This is a genomic window from Microbacterium sp. NPDC058269 (genome assembly GCF_042881445.1).
GTDB lineage: Bacteria > Actinomycetota > Actinomycetes > Actinomycetales > Microbacteriaceae > Microbacterium.
This window is the reverse complement of record NZ_JBHVXT010000004.1, coordinates 39,088-53,516: the sequence shown is the minus strand read 5'-3', so window position 1 is coordinate 53,516 and position 14,429 is coordinate 39,088. Positions and strand designations below refer to the sequence as shown.

Below are 14,429 nucleotides of genomic sequence, written 5' to 3'. Positions count from 1 at the left end.
TGCGGTCGTCGATGGGGGGCTCACTTGGGTCTTGTGAAGCCGCCGCGGGCTGACCCATCGATCTATCCGTTCGTCGACGGACTGGGAGTGCTGTCGCGAGAGGGGCTACCCGCCGGTTATGTGGCAACGACGGTCGGTGAGTTCTGGAGCCCATCCCGTCCGCTTCGGAAGCAATGGTGGGTCTGGTACGTCGTGATCTGGCCGGACGGAACGCGAGAGCCGTCGACGGAGGACTACCCGCCGTGGTCCGCTGTTGCCGAGATGCGGAATGGCTACCTGGACGTTCAGGGTGCAGGTGCTCGCGATGGTCGCTACGACGTCTCGTTGCTCGATGCAGACGAAGCCGTGGCGGAAAGGATGCGTCTCGGCGTCTCCACCCGAGACTTCTGAGCCCTCGCCGGTGCGGCACACCAAGAGCATGGTCTGACGGACGTCGGAACGACGGAGGGCCCTGCCGTGCATCGCGCCGCAGGGCCTTCTCTCTGGAAAGGGCGTTGCGGGAGCATCACTGTGGTTTTATGACGGCATGACGATCACGCCACGTCGGAATCCGTCCGCGGTCTTGTCGCTCCTGCTCGCCGGGACACCCTTGCTCGGGGGATGCGCCGTGGTGCCGGCCGAGACGGGCGGTGCGGGGAGTCCGGCCCCGCCCACGCCCACCGTGGCGTGCCCCCAGAACGACGGTGCGGTGCTTCCCCCGGAATGCGCGCCGTACGATCCAGATCACGCCATGGCGCAGAACGATCGATATCGGGATCGCATGGAGCTCTCTGACGAGGCTGCGGCAGCAGCGGTGCAGCCGGTGGCCGACCTGCGTGTGCGTCTAGAAGCACTGCGGACGGAAGGCGAGATCTCGATCCGGGCCGTCGAGCAGGCGTTGCAGGAGATCGGCCTCCCGGGCGCCGTGGTCCGCGGTGACGAGGCTGCCGTGGAGTTCGGAGCCGGCGCGCCGGAGGGCGGGTGCGTGTTCGGCGAGGTGCGTCAGGACGCGGTCCGCGTCGAGGCGGGCGGATACATCATGGACGGAGGGTGCCTGCCCGCGCAGTGAGTCCGGATCCCACTCGCCGCAGACCAGAGCTCGCCGGTATGCGCAAAGCACTACGCGCCAATGCGGCCCGGTGTCGTATGCAGCGGTTAGGCTCGAAGGACGATCTCTGATCCCCCCTAGGAGGACGCGCATGGCACGCATCGGTGAAAGCGCTGACCTGTTCAAATGCTCTTTCTGCGGAAAGAGTCAGAAGCAGGTCCAGCAGCTCATCGCGGGCCCCGGCGTGTACATCTGCGACGAGTGCGTCGAACTGTGCAACGAGATCATCGAAGAGCGCATGGCCGAGTCGTCCGCCGACGGGGTCGCCGAATTCGAGCTTCCCAAGCCGCGTGAGATCTTCGCGTTCCTCGAGGAGTATGTCGTCGGCCAGGAGCCCGCGAAGCGCGCCCTCGCCGTCGCCGTCTACAACCACTACAAGCGCGTGCGTGCGCACGGCACCCTGCAGACCGCCGAGCAGAAGGCGGAAGAGGTCGAGATCGCCAAGAGCAACATCCTGCTCATCGGCCCGACCGGATGCGGCAAGACCTATCTCGCTCAGACGCTCGCGAAACGCCTCAACGTCCCGTTCGCCGTGGCCGATGCCACCGCGCTCACCGAGGCCGGCTACGTCGGCGAAGACGTCGAGAACATCCTCCTCAAGCTCATCCAGGCCGCGGACTACGACGTCAAGCGCGCGGAGCAGGGCATCATCTACATCGACGAGGTAGACAAGATCGCCCGTAAGGCCGAGAACCCGTCGATCACCCGCGACGTCTCGGGGGAGGGCGTGCAGCAGGCGCTCCTGAAGATCATCGAGGGCACGGTCGCCTCGGTTCCGCCGCAGGGCGGCCGCAAGCACCCGCACCAGGAGTTCCTGCAGATCGACACCTCGAACGTGCTGTTCATCGTCGCCGGAGCCTTCGCAGGCCTGGAGGACATCGTGTCGGCGCGTGTCGGCAAGCACGGCATCGGCTTCGGCGCCCCGCTGCACGACAAGGGCAAGGACCTCGACCTCTTCAGCGAGGTGCTCCCCGAAGACCTCCACAAGTTCGGGCTGATCCCCGAATTCATCGGGCGTCTTCCCGTCGTCACCTCGGTGTCGCCGCTCGACCAGTCCGCACTCATCGACATCCTCACCGGCCCGCGCAACGCGTTGGTGAAGCAGTACCAGCGCATGTTCGAGATCGACGGCGTGCAGCTCGAGTTCGAAGAGGATGCACTGCGATCGATCGCCGACCTCGCCGTCGAGCGCAAGACCGGTGCCCGCGGGCTTCGGGCGATCCTGGAAGACGTGCTCGGACCCATCATGTTCGAGATCCCGTCTGCGGAAGACGTGGCGAAGGTCATAGTCACCCGCGCGGCCGTCGACGAAGGCGCACCGCCCACCATCGTGATGGAGCGCAAGCGCAAGAGCGCATGAGTGCGGAGCCGGCTCCCTGGACGACGATCGCCCGCAGGACGGTCGTCGAAGACCGGTGGATCCGTCTGCGCGCGGACGACTGCGAAGACATCAGCGGCCGGTCGATAGCGCCGTACTACGTGCTGGAGTACGGCGACTGGATCTCGGTACTGGCCCTCGACGGGAACGACGACGCGATCGTCGTCGAGGAGTACCGTCACGGCGCCGCCATCGTGGCCATCGGCACGATCGGCGGGGGAGTGGAGCCCGGGGAGTCGCCGGAGGACGCGGCCGTCCGGGAACTCCTCGAGGAGACAGGCTTCGTGTCCGACGACCTCATCGGGCTCGGTGCGACGTGGGCCAACTTCGGCAACCACACCAACCGCGTGCACCACTTCCTCGCGCGAGGATGCAGGCGCGTCGCGGAGCAGTCGCTCGACGACGGCGAGTCGATCGCCGTGCACGTGCTGTCGCTCGACGGGCTCGGTGACCGCCTCTCGCAGAGCTACCACCAGCTCACCTGGTACAAGGCGATGGACTGGCTCGGACGATGACCGGTGCCGCGGCGTGGGGCGGGGATCGCCACACCGCTCCGCCGCAGTAGTCGGCGCTGCCTCGTCGCGGGTCAGGCGGTCTGCATGAGCAGATCGGTGCGCAGCTCCGCCGGCGCGGTGCTCGGGTCGGAGACGTAGACCTCGATCCAGACGCCTCCGGGACGGAGGCCTTCTGCCGCTGCGCGCTCGACCAGCCCTGCCCACGCGGCGCCGAGCTCTTCGTAGGAACCCAACAGGGTCGTCGCGACCGCTGGGCCTTCGGGCAGGGTCGAGGCGACGATGACGCTCCCGCTGGCGGTCGGGATGGGATGCTCGGGCGGCGACTGCACGGGGTAACCGATCTCGAGGTCGAACACGCCCATCGGATCACCGAGGTAGATCGCCAGCGCAGGGCCGGTCGGGATCAGCACGTCGCCCGCGAACGTCAGTGCGATCGCCGAGTAGCTCGCGTCGAACGCGGCCGGGAGGTCGGCGATGCGGATGCCTTTGTGTCGGATGACGGCGAGGGGGACGGCGTCGAGGTCGAGCCGGTCGGCAGGACCGAAGGGGGCGTCGGGGAATGCACTCATGCGCTCAGGGTCTCACGACCCACGAGCCCAGTCCACGGCGCTTCAGGAGCGGTTCGATGTCGGCATCGCGGCCGCGGAAGTCGCGGTAGGCCTCGAGTGGATCCTTCGAGCCGCCCACTCCGAGCAGGCGCTGGCGGAATCGGTCGCCGTTGCCTCGCGTCAGACCGCCGTTCTCGCGGAACCACTCGACGGTGTCGGCGTCGAGCACCTCGCTCCAGATGTAGGAGTAGTAGCCGGCGCTGTAGCCGCCGGAGAACACATGCGCGAAGTAGGTCGAGGAGTAGCGGGTCGGCACCGCGGGGTCATCCAGTCCGATGTCGGTCAGAGCCGCAGCCTCGAACGCGGCGACGTCGGTGACCTCCGCGTCTGTGCCCAGCCGGTGCCAGGCCTGGTCCAGCCACGCGGCAGCGAGATACTCGCTGGTCGCATGCCCCTGGTCGAAGGTCTCGGTCGCGCGGAGGCGCTCGACGATCGCCGGGTCGAGCGGCGCACCGGTCTCGTGGTGGCGCGCGTAGTTGTCGAGCACCTCCGGCCACAGGATCCACATCTCGTTCACCTGGCTCGGGAACTCGACGAAGTCGCGGAACACGTTCGTCCCGGCGAAATGCGGATAGGTCACGGTCGCGAAGAGTCCGTGCAGGGCGTGCCCGAACTCATGGAACAGCGTGGTCACCTCATCGAGGGTCAGCAGCGTCGGCTCGCCGTCTCCGGGAAGAGGCACGTTCAGGTTGTTGACGACGACGGGGGCCGTGCCGCGCAGGCGCGATTGACTCACGATCGCGTTCATCCAGGCGCCGCCGCGCTTCGAATCGCGCGTGTACAGGTCGAGCACGTACAGGCCGACCGCGGTTCCGTCGGCGTTTCGCACCTCGAAGACGCGGGCGCCGGGGTGGTACGCGGCGAGGTCATCCCGCTCGGAGAATGTGACGCCGTAGAGCCGGGTCGCCGCGAAGAAGACGCCGTCCTGCAGGACCCGCTCCGCCTCGAACCAGGGGCGCAGTGCGCTGGAGTCGATGTCATACCGGGCGGTGCGCACCCGCTCGGTGTAGAAGGCCCAGTCATGTGCCTCGACCGGGAAGGGGGCATCCTCGGTCTCGTCGACGATCGCCTGGAGTGCCGCGTGCTCGGCGCGGGCGTTCCGCGCGGACGGTGCGGCGAGGCGACGGAGCATCTGCTCGACGGCAGCCGGAGTCCCGGCGGTCTCGTCGGCGGTGACATAGGCGGCGTGCGAGTCGTAGCCGAGCAGGTTCGCGCGTTCGGCCCGCAACCGCACGATCTCGAGGAGCACGGCTCGGTTGTCGTTGGCGTTGTTTCGGGAGCCGCGGGCGAGTGACGCGGCCATGATGCGCCGTCTCGACTCCCGCACGCGCAGCTGTGCCAGTGCAGGATGCCCGGTGAAGAGCGGGAGGGTGATCAGGTACTTGCCGTCGAGCCCCCGATCCGCCGCCGCGCGCGCGGCAGCGGACAGCTCACCCGCGCTCAGCCCGTCGAGTTCATCGGGGGCATCGAACACCACGGCGAGGTCGTTGGTGTCGTTCAGCAGGTTGCGCTCGAAGGTGTTGGTCAGCGTGGACAGCTTCTGATTCAGTGCGGTCAGCTGCGCCTTGGCCTCGTCGTCGAGGCTCGCACCCGCGTGGGTCATCTCGCGGTGGTGGCGTTCCACCAGGTAGCGCTGCTCGGGGTCCAGGGCGAGGGCGTCGCGCTGCTCGTACACGTGCTGCACCCGCCAGTAGAGCTGGCTGTCGAGCGTGATCGCATCCTGGTGGGCGGCCATGAGCGGTGCGAGCTGCTCATCGATCTCCTGGATCTCGGGCGTCGCATCGGCCGAGCTCACGGTGTAGAAGGTGTGCGCCACCCGGTCGAGCAGCTCTCCGGATCGCTCCAGCGCCTCGAGCGTGTTCTCGAACGTCGGCATCGAACGCACCATCGTGATGCGCGCGATCTCGCGACGCTGCTCCTCGAACCCCGCCTGGAACGCGGGGAGATAGTGCTCGGGCCGGATCGCGCCGTAGTCGGGGAGGCCGTAGGGGAGCGTCGACGGCTGCAGCAGCGGATTCGTGGCGTCGGTCATCCTCCGAGCCTATCCACCGCGACTGCCCGCGCTCAGGAGCCGTCCTCGCTCAGGCGCGTCATCACGTCGCGCAGCGCTTCCACGACCACGCGGACCGATCGACGACGAAGTGTCTCGGGGCGGGCGAGCAGGTCGATCATCCTGTGCGTGCTCACCCCTTCGAGCGGGATGCGCATGAGGTCGCGGTCGTCGACGCTGCGAGAGGTGAAACGCGGCAGCATCCCGATCACCCCGCCGGCGGCCACCACGGCAGACACCGCGCCGTAGTCGTTGATGCGGTGCTGGATGTCGACGGGGTGATGGGCGACCGCCGACACCGCACGGAGCACGTCGTCGGGGGAGTAGCCGATGCGGCTGGTGACCCACCGCTCTCCCGCGACGTCGGCCGGTGTGAGGCTGGAGCGGCCGGCGAGCGGGTGCGAGGTCGCGACGGCGACGTCGAGGGGCTCGCGGATCAGGGTGAGGCTGCGCACACCCTGTGCGGGCCAGGGTTCGGAGTGCTCCATGCGGTGTGCGAGCACGAGGTCGTAACGCGCGGTGAGCGCGGGGAACTCGGTCTGCGCGACATCCTCGTCGGTGAGCTGCACCGTCGGCGCGTTCTCCGCGGACGACAGCTCCCGCACCAGTGCGCCGAACAGGGCCTGCCCGACACTGTGGAATCCGCTGATGCTCACGACTCCTGTCGCGGCTCCCTCGAAGTCGTCCAGGGCGTGTCGTGCTGCTGCCATCGCGTCGATCGCTTCGGCGCCCGCCGTCGCCAGCACCTCACCGGCGGGTGTGAGGGCGAGCGTGCGGCCGACCCTGCGGGTCAGCGGCGTCGGAACACCCCTCTGCAGTGCGGCGAGCTGCTGGGAGACCGCGGAGGGAGTGACCCGGAGCGCATCGGCCACCGCCGTCACGCTGCCGAGGGCGCCGAGTTCTCTCAGGATCTGCAGTTGATGGAGTTCCACGATCACAGTGTAGCTATCGCTACATCGATATTGCAGACGATGCCGATTGCTCTACAACGTCGGATGCGGTGTGATCGAGATCATGAAGGCACTGTTCAAAGGCGCACCCGGTGCGGGACTCGAGCTCGTCGAGCGCCCCGATCCGATCGCCGGCACCGACGACGTCGTCATCCGAGTGCTGCGCACGGGAATCTGCGGCACCGACCTGCACATCCTCCGCTGGGATGACTGGGCGGCGTCCGCGATCGCCGCACCGCTGATCCCCGGCCATGAGTTCTACGGGGAGGTCGTGGAAGTTGGCCCGGGCGTGCACGACATCGCGGTCGGCGACCGCGTCTCCGGCGAAGGGCACATCGTGTGCGGCACCTGTCGCAACTGCCGAGCGGGCCGCCGCCAGATGTGCATCCGGACCATCGGGCTCGGGCTGCAGCGGGACGGCGCCTTCGCCGAGTACCTGGCTCTTCCCGCTGCGAACGTGTGGGTGCACCATTCCGAGGTGACCCCCGAGCTCGGCGCGATCTTCGATCCGCTCGGCAATGCCGTCCACACCGCCCTCACGTACCCGCTCGTCGGCGAGGACGTGCTCGTCACCGGTTGCGGCCCCATCGGTCTGATGGCGATCGCGGTGGCCCGGCATGCGGGGGCACGGTTCATTACGGCGACGGATGTCAGCGCGCCCCGTCTGGAGATGGCCCGTCGGATGGGCGCCGACGAGGTCGTCGACGTCTCGGTCCGCGACATCCGCGACGCGCAGCAGACGCTCGGCATGAGGGAGGGCTTCGACATCGGATTCGAGATGAGCGGTGCGCCGTCGGCCCTCCCCGCCATGATCGACAACATGAACCACGGAGGCCGCATCGCGATGCTGGGTCTGCCGAGTGCGGGATTCGGCATCGACTGGGGCAAGCTCGTCACCCACATGCTCACGATCAAGGGCATCTACGGTCGCGAGATGTTCGAGACGTGGAACGCGATGGGGGCGATGCTGCAGACCAGCGCGACCCTGCGGGACGCCATCGGGCGCGTGATCGCCGAGGTCGTCCCTGCGCGCGACTGGGAACGCGGATTCGCCGCGGCCGAGTCGGCGGGAACGGGCAAGATCATCCTCGATTGGACGGAGCTGTGATGTACGGGACTTTTCAGAAGCATGTGTCGGACGAGCTGGCGGGCATCGAGGAGGCCGGACTCACCAAGCATGAGCGCGGCATCCGTGGACCCCAGAACGCTGAGATCACCGCGGACGGCGCCCAGGTGCTGAACTTCTGCGCGAACAACTACCTCGGCCTCGCCGACGACCCTCGTATCCTCGACGCCGCGACCGCGGCCCTGCAGGAGTGGGGTTATGGCCTCGCCAGCGTGCGCTTCATCTGCGGCACCCAGGAGCAGCACCTCGAGCTCGAGCGTCGGCTCGCCGACTTCCTCGGCACGGACGAGGCGATCCTGTACTCGTCGTGCTTCGACGCGAACGGGGGAGTGTTCGAGACGCTCTTCGCCGCCGAGGACGCGATCATCTCGGACGAGCTGAACCACGCGTCGATCATCGACGGCATCCGACTCTCGAAGGCGCGGCGGCTGCGCTACCGCAACCGTGACATGGCCGACCTCGAGGAGCAGCTGCAGGCGGCTTCCGATGCGCGCTTCCGTGTGATCGTGACGGACGGCGTGTTCTCGATGGACGGCTACATCGCACCGCTGGCCGAGATCTGCGACCTGGCCGAGCGCTACGACGCCCTGGTCTTCGTCGACGACTCGCACGCCGTGGGTTTCGTGGGCGAGAACGGCCGGGGGACGCCGGAGCTCTGTGGCGTTGCCGATCGCGTCGACATCTACACCGGGACGTTCGGCAAGGCGCTCGGCGGCGCATCCGGCGGCTACGTCGCCTCGCACGCCGAGATCGTGGCTCTGCTGCGCCAGCGTTCTCGACCGTATCTGTTCTCGAACACGCTCGCACCGGCGATCGTTGCCGGCACTCTGACCGCTCTCGACCTCGTCGAGGGATCGGCCGATCTTCGTGCGCGTCTGCGCAGCAATGCGGCACTCTTCCGCGAGCGCATGACGGCCGAGGGCTTCGACCTGCTCCCGGGGGAGCATCCGATCGTCCCCGTCATGTTCGGTGATGCGGCGAAGACGGCGCGGATCGCCCGGGAGATGCAGGAGCGGGGCGTCTACGTGACCGCGTTCAGCTTCCCTGTCGTGCCGCGCGGCCTGGCGCGGATCCGCGTGCAGCTGTCGGCGGCGCACACTCCGGAACAGGTCGAGCGCTGCGTCGCGGCCTTCGTTGCGGCACGCACCGCGATCGACTGACATTCAACTTGCAAAGAAATACTTGCAAAGAGTTCTTTGCAAGGGTATCTTTGCATGCATGACGAACGAGACGCAGGTCAGGACTCTTGACGCCAGTGCGCTGAAGGCGCTGGCGCACCCGCTCCGGGTGAAGATCTTCGATCTCCTCGCCGCGCGCGGTCCGCAGACTGCCAGTTCGCTCGCCGCACTCGTGGGGGAGACCTCGGGGTCGACCAGCTACCACCTTCGTGCGCTGGCCTCGCACGACCTCATCCGCGAGGTCGAGGGGCGAGGTACGGCGCGCGAGCGGTGGTGGGAGCGGCCCAAGGGGCGCATCGACGTGCCCGGTCCCGATGAGATGACCTCGCCCGCGAACCGTGCTGCCGCCCAGATCGTGACGTCGGAGTTCTTCCGCTTGCGTCACGAGACGCTGATGGCGTACCTCAACAGACCTCAGTCCGAGGTGCCGGAGGCCTGGCGTGATGTGGGGATCACGATCACCACGCACCTCGACATGACGCCGGAGCAGGCCATGTCGCTCCGCGAGGAACTCGAGACCATCGTCGAGAGCGCCATCGAGCGCTACCGGGGTCAGACCGGACCAGATGTGCGGCGCGTCTCGCTCCGCACCGAACTCTTCGACCTGCCGACGCCGACGGCGTCGAGGGCCGGCGACGAAACCGTGGAGGAATCATGACCAGCGCAACGCTTCACCTGGTGGCTCCGACGCAGACCGAGCGAGGCCTGCTGCGGTTGGCTGACCGCCTCACCGCGTACGTCGAGCACCGCATCTCGCGCCGTGCCGAACGACGCGAGCTCTCCCTCGACCTGCTGCGCGAGCAGCAGACCCGCCGGCAGGATCCGCGTGCAGTCGACCACGCGCTCGCTCAGCTCGGCCTGACCCGGCGCTGAGGCGCGGCCTCGTCCCCGTGGTGAGGGTCAGTCCTCGAAGGGGCGGGCGACGATCTCGCCGGACGCGGTCTGGAAGACCTCCCACCCTGCGTCGAGCTCTGCGATCGCGCGGCCTTCCAGCCAGGTGAGCGTCCAGTGCCCGGTCAGCCCCCGGGCCTCGACCTCGGCGATCGCCGGCCGCAGGGAGGCGGGGACGGAGGCCGGAGCCTCGGACCCCGCCGCCCAGCGCGTGCCGAGCTGCATCAGGAGGCCTCGACCGGGGCGAGCTCGATCGCGGTGACCGCGAAGGCCTCGGCCTCGGTGAACTCGAGGTCGGCGATGCGGCCGACGGCGCGGAGGTCATCGGCGGCGGCGCGCAGGGCATCGAGCTTCGTGGCGGGAGCAGCGATCGCCGCACGCGAGACCGGAGTCTTCTGCGAGGCCTTCGCCTCGGTCTTCGCGCGACGGATGCCGATCAGCGCTTCGCTGGCCGCAGCCAGCACCGCCGGGTCGCCGTCGATGCCGAGCGGCGTCGGCCACGCGGCCGTGTGCACGGAGCCCTCTTCGAACCAAGACCACGACTCCTCCGCCGCGAAGGACAGCACGGGAGCCAGCAGGCGGAGCAGCGTCGACAGGGCCAGACGCAGCGAGAGCGCCGCGGATGCCTGCCCCACATCGGCCTGGTTGTAGGCCCGCTCCTTCACGAGCTCGAGGTAGTCGTCGCAGAACGTCCAGAAGAAGGCCTCGGTGAGCTCCAGGGCACGAGCGGCGTCGTACCGCTCGAACGCCTTGGTGGCCTCGACCACGACACCGTCGAGAGCGGTCAGCATCGACGCATCGAGGGCGTGCGTGACCTGTGCGCCATCGGGGACGGGGAAGGACAGCACGAACTTCGCCGCGTTCAGCACCTTGATGGCCAGACGGCGACCGATCTTCACCTGCGTCGGGTTCTGCGGATCGAACGCCGCGTCCATGCCGAGGCGACTCGATGCCGCCCAGTATCGCACCGCGTCGGAGCCGTGCGCCTCGAGCACATCGGCCGGGGTGACCACGTTGCCCTTCGACTTCGACATCTTCTTGCGGTCGGGGTCGACGATGAAGCCGGAGATCGCGGCGTTGCGCCACGGCGTCCTGTCGTCTTCGAGCGTCGAGCGCAGCATGGTGGAGAACAGCCAGGTGCGGATGATGTCCTGACCCTGAGGGCGCAGGTCGAACGGAGCGGTGAGCTGCCACAGCTCCTCATCGCGCTGCCAGCCGCCCGCGAGCTGCGGCGTGAGGGACGAGGTGGCCCAGGTGTCGAGGATGTCGGCCTCGGCGTCGAAGCCGCCCGGCACGCCGCGCTGGTCCTCGGTGTACCCGGCGGGGACGTCGGTGGTCGGATCGATCGGGAGCGTCGCTGCATCCGGGGTGAGCACGCGGTCGTAGTCGCGTTCGCCGTTCTCATCGAGGGCGTACCAGAGGGGGATCGGCACGCCGAAGAAGCGCTGACGCGACACGAGCCAGTCGCCGGTCAGGCCGCCGACCCAGTTCTCGTAGCGCACACGCATGAACTCGGGGTGCCAGGCGAGCTCCTCGCCGTGGGCGATGAGCTTGTCGCGGAGTTCGCCGTCGCGGGCGCTGTTGCGGATGTACCACTGACGCGTGGAGACGATCTCGAGCGGACGGTCGCCCTTCTCGAAGAACTTCACCGCGTGGTTGAACGGCTTTCCGACCGCGGTCATGTCGCCCGTCGCCTGCAGCTTCTCGACGATGGCCTTGCGTGCGCTGAAAACGGTCTTGCCCGCGATCTCCTCGGCGTACCAGGTCGCAGCCTCGGGGTTCTCGACCGAGGTCGGAGCCTCCGGCAGGAACCGCCCGTCCAGACCGATCGTGGTCATGTTCGGCAGGGACTCGTCGTCGGTGGTGCGCAGCTCGCGCCACCAGATGATGTCGGTCACGTCGCCGAAGGTGCAGACCATCGCCGCGCCCGTGCCCTTGTCGGGCTGGGCGAGGTGGTGTCCGTGGATCTCGATCTCGGCGCCGAAGAAGGGGGTCTTCACCTTGGAGCCGATGAGGTGCTTGTGCGGTCCCTCCGGGTGGGTCACGATCGCGATGCACGCGGGGAGCAGCTCCGGACGGGTCGTGTCGATCGCGATCGATCCCGAACCGTCCGCGAAGGGGAACTCGATGGTGTGATACGCCGCCTGCTGGTCGCGGTCCTCGAGTTCGGCCTGTGCGATGGCGGAGCGGAAGTCGATGTCCCAGAGCGTCGGGGCCAGTGCCTGGTACGCCTCGCCGCGCTCGATGTTGCGCAGGAACGCGAGCTGGCTCTGGCGGATGGTGTCGTCGGAGATGGTGCGGTAGGTCTGCGTCCAGTCCACGCTCAGCCCGAGCTGGCGGAACAATGCCTCGAACTGCTTCTCGTCCTCGATCGTGAGGCGCTCGCAGAGCTCGATGAAGTTGCGGCGGCTGATCGGCTGCTGGTCGGCCGCGCGGCTCGACTTGTTGTCGCCGCCCTCGAACGGGGGCGTGAAGTCGGACGTGTAGGGCAGCGAGGGGTCGCACCGCACGCCGTAGTAGTTCTGCACCCGGCGCTCGGTGGGCAGGCCGTTGTCGTCCCATCCCATGGGGTAGAACACGGTCTTGCCGCGCATGCGCTCGAAGCGGGCCTTCACGTCGGTGTGCGTGTACGAGAACACGTGTCCGATGTGGAGGCTGCCCGACGCCGTCGGGGGAGGGGTGTCGATCGAATACACGCCCTCGCGGCCGGCCTGTGCCGCGCGCACGCGGTCGAACAGGTAGGTGCCCTGCTCTGCCCAGGCGGTATCCCACTTCGCTTCGAGGCCTTCGAGCACGGGCTTGTCGGGAATCTGGTTCTGCGTCGATTCGGAAGCAGGCATGAAGGTCTCCTCGAGCGATGTATGCGGCACTGTGTGAGCGTGCCTGAGTGTGGGTTGTGCGCAACAGTCTACCGAGCATCCCGGGGCCCGGCGGCCGTCTCAGATCGACCGGGTCCAACAATCGGCCGTAGGATGGAGGCATCCCGACCCGCTCGTCCAGAGGAATCGCCATGCCCGCAAAATCTGTGCGTCGTCTCCTGCCCTTCACGGCGCTCGCCGCTGCCGCCGCACTGGTGCTCAGCGCCTGCGCGGCCCCCGGTTCCGACAGCGAGGGCGGAGAGCTCGTGTGGTCCATCGAGGGCGCGAACCTCTCGGCCGGTCACATGGACCCGCAGGTGAGCCAGCTCGACGTCTCCGGCATGGTGCAGCGGGCGGTGCTCGACTCGCTGGTGTTCCAGGAGGAGGACGGCACGTTCAGCCCATGGCTGGCGAAGAGCTGGGAAGTGTCGCCGGACAGCACGGAATACACATTCGTCCTCCGCGACGACGTGACCTTCACCGACGGCGAGAAGTTCGATGCCGCCGCGGTCAAGGCGAACTTCGACCGCATCGTCGACCCCGAGACGGCATCGGCCCAGGCATCCAGCATGCTCGGCGCCGACTTCTACGAGGGCACCGAAGTCGTCGACGACCACACGGTCACGGTGACCTTCACGCAGCCCTACGCGCCGTTCCTGCAGGCGGCGAGCACCCCGCAGCTGGGCTTCTACTCGCCGGCTGTGCTCGAGAAGTCCGCGGACAAGCTCAAGGCGGGCGGCCCGGGCATCACCGTCGGCACCGGTCCGTTCGAGCTGACCGAGTACACGCCGGACCAGGAGATCGTGTACACCCGCAACGACGACTACGCCTGGGGTCCGCACGACGCGAAGGCGCCGACGTTCGAGACGCTTCGCGTCGAGATCCAGCCGGAGGCCTCTGTCCGCACCGGCGTCGTGACGAGCGGCGAGGCCGACCTCGCCAGCAACATCCCGCCGAACCTCGCGAAGGACCTCGGTGACGGCATCACGGTCGACTCGATCGAGTACCCGGGTCTGCCGTACTCGCTGTACCTGAACGAGAAGCACGGGGTGTTCGCCGACGAGAAGGTGCGTCAGGCATTCGCCCGCGGCATCGACGTCGACGCTGCGGTCGAGGAGATCTACTTCGGGCAGTTCCCGCGTGCATGGAGCATCCTCGGTTCGACGACCCCGGGCTACGACGCCTCGCTCGAGGGCAGCTGGCCGTTCGACCAGGATGCGGCCAACGCGCTGCTCGACGAGGCCGGATGGACGGCGCGCGACACCGACGGCATCCGCATGAAGGACGGCAAGCGGCTGTCGGTGCGGTGGATCGCCTGGACGCCGGTTCCCGATGACCGCGCCGCGCTGGCCAATGCGATCCAGTCCGACCTGAAGGGGATCGGTTTCGAGATCGAGCGCGAGGTGCTCGAGCCCGGTGCCTACAACGAGCAGTACGAGCCGAAGACCTTCGACCTGACCGACTGGGGCTTCTCCGGCGTCGACCCCGACCTTCTGCGCAACCACCTGCACACCGACGGGTTCCAGAACGCGTCGCAGGTGAGCGATCCGCAGATCGATGCGCTGCTGGAGCAGGCCGTCGCGACCAGCGACCAGGCCACGCGCAATGAGCTCTACACCCAGCTGCAGCAGTGGAACGCCACGTACACGGCGATCGTGCCGCTCTACAGCCCGTCGGCGATCACGGCTGTCGGCGACCGGGTGGAGGGCCTGGAGTACGACCTGTACGGTCGGCCGCTGTTCTACGATGTGACCGTCGGCTGATCCGTCGGCTGAGCGGAGGGCACGG

The 14,429-nt window shown here is 68.1% G+C and carries 14 protein-coding genes; 9 read left to right on the top strand and 5 right to left on the bottom strand.

The genetic code is table 11. The features are described from left to right. Positions 1 to 120: 120 nt before the first annotated feature. The 4 genes from ACFVWL_RS17430 (at position 121) to ACFVWL_RS17415 (ending at position 2,980) form a co-directional block, all read left to right on the top strand. On the top strand, positions 121 to 390 hold the full coding sequence (locus tag ACFVWL_RS17430) for a hypothetical protein (RefSeq protein WP_387185487.1): 270 nt from the start codon (positions 121 to 123) through the stop codon (positions 388 to 390). Positions 391 to 760: 370 nt separating this feature from the next. Further along, on the top strand, positions 761 to 1,048 hold the full coding sequence (locus tag ACFVWL_RS17425) for a hypothetical protein (protein WP_141386154.1): 288 nt from the start codon (positions 761 to 763) through the stop codon (positions 1,046 to 1,048). A 130-nt stretch (positions 1,049 to 1,178) separates the two neighbouring features. Continuing rightward, positions 1,179 to 2,447, top strand: a complete 1,269-nt coding sequence (gene clpX, locus ACFVWL_RS17420) for an ATP-dependent Clp protease ATP-binding subunit ClpX (protein ID WP_017830302.1) — start codon at positions 1,179 to 1,181, stop codon at positions 2,445 to 2,447. Continuing rightward, entirely contained in the window at positions 2,444 to 2,980 is a 537-nt protein-coding gene (locus tag ACFVWL_RS17415) for an NUDIX hydrolase (protein WP_387185483.1), read from the top strand. Before clpX ends, ACFVWL_RS17415 begins: the two co-directional genes overlap by 4 nt. A 71-nt stretch (positions 2,981 to 3,051) precedes the next feature. On the opposite strand, the gene ACFVWL_RS17410 is transcribed toward ACFVWL_RS17415, so the two are convergent. The 3 genes from ACFVWL_RS17410 to ACFVWL_RS17400 are packed head-to-tail and all read right to left on the bottom strand — an operon-like array spanning position 3,052 to position 6,570. After that, positions 3,052 to 3,549, bottom strand: coding sequence for a GyrI-like domain-containing protein (locus ACFVWL_RS17410; RefSeq protein ID WP_387185481.1), 498 nt, complete (start codon positions 3,547 to 3,549; stop codon positions 3,052 to 3,054). A 4-nt stretch (positions 3,550 to 3,553) separates the two neighbouring features. Continuing rightward, complete coding sequence (locus ACFVWL_RS17405) at positions 3,554 to 5,620, bottom strand: M3 family metallopeptidase (RefSeq protein WP_387185478.1); 2,067 nt, start codon at positions 5,618 to 5,620, stop codon at positions 3,554 to 3,556. Positions 5,621 to 5,652: 32 nt separating this feature from the next. Then, entirely contained in the window at positions 5,653 to 6,570 is a 918-nt protein-coding gene (locus ACFVWL_RS17400) for a LysR family transcriptional regulator (protein WP_387185475.1), read from the bottom strand. Between the two features lie 82 nt (positions 6,571 to 6,652). Here ACFVWL_RS17400 and tdh point away from each other — a divergent pair, with 82 nt between their 5' ends. The 4 genes from tdh to ACFVWL_RS17380 are packed head-to-tail and all read left to right on the top strand — an operon-like array spanning position 6,653 to position 9,765. Continuing rightward, on the top strand, positions 6,653 to 7,696 hold the full coding sequence (gene tdh, locus ACFVWL_RS17395; RefSeq protein ID WP_387185875.1) for an L-threonine 3-dehydrogenase: 1,044 nt from the start codon (positions 6,653 to 6,655) through the stop codon (positions 7,694 to 7,696). Continuing rightward, entirely contained in the window at positions 7,696 to 8,874 is a 1,179-nt protein-coding gene (locus ACFVWL_RS17390) for a glycine C-acetyltransferase (RefSeq protein WP_387185473.1), read from the top strand. Before tdh ends, ACFVWL_RS17390 begins: the two co-directional genes overlap by 1 nt. Positions 8,875 to 8,932: 58 nt before the next feature. After that, positions 8,933 to 9,550, top strand: a complete 618-nt coding sequence (locus ACFVWL_RS17385; RefSeq protein WP_387185470.1) for an ArsR/SmtB family transcription factor — start codon at positions 8,933 to 8,935, stop codon at positions 9,548 to 9,550. Continuing rightward, on the top strand, positions 9,547 to 9,765 hold the full coding sequence (locus ACFVWL_RS17380; protein WP_387185468.1) for a hypothetical protein: 219 nt from the start codon (positions 9,547 to 9,549) through the stop codon (positions 9,763 to 9,765). The genes ACFVWL_RS17385 and ACFVWL_RS17380 overlap by 4 nt, the downstream gene beginning before the upstream one ends. A gap of 27 nt (positions 9,766 to 9,792) precedes the next feature. Here ACFVWL_RS17380 and ACFVWL_RS17375 read toward each other — a convergent pair whose 3' ends face one another. Then, the gene (locus ACFVWL_RS17375; protein ID WP_387185465.1) at positions 9,793 to 10,008 is read right to left on the bottom strand and encodes a hypothetical protein; all 216 of its coding nucleotides are present in this window, start codon (positions 10,006 to 10,008) and stop codon (positions 9,793 to 9,795) included. Beyond that, positions 10,008 to 12,623 carry a valine--tRNA ligase gene (valS, locus tag ACFVWL_RS17370; RefSeq protein ID WP_387185463.1) on the bottom strand — a complete coding sequence of 872 codons (2,616 nt, stop codon included), beginning with the start codon at positions 12,621 to 12,623 and terminating at the stop codon, positions 10,008 to 10,010. Before valS ends, ACFVWL_RS17375 begins: the two co-directional genes overlap by 1 nt. A gap of 170 nt (positions 12,624 to 12,793) precedes the next feature. Between valS and ACFVWL_RS17365 the strand changes: the two genes are divergently transcribed. Next, positions 12,794 to 14,404: an ABC transporter substrate-binding protein gene (locus ACFVWL_RS17365; protein WP_387185461.1), complete on the top strand. Its 1,611-nt coding sequence runs from the start codon at positions 12,794 to 12,796 to the stop codon at positions 14,402 to 14,404. The last annotated feature ends 25 nt before the right edge of the window (positions 14,405 to 14,429 follow it).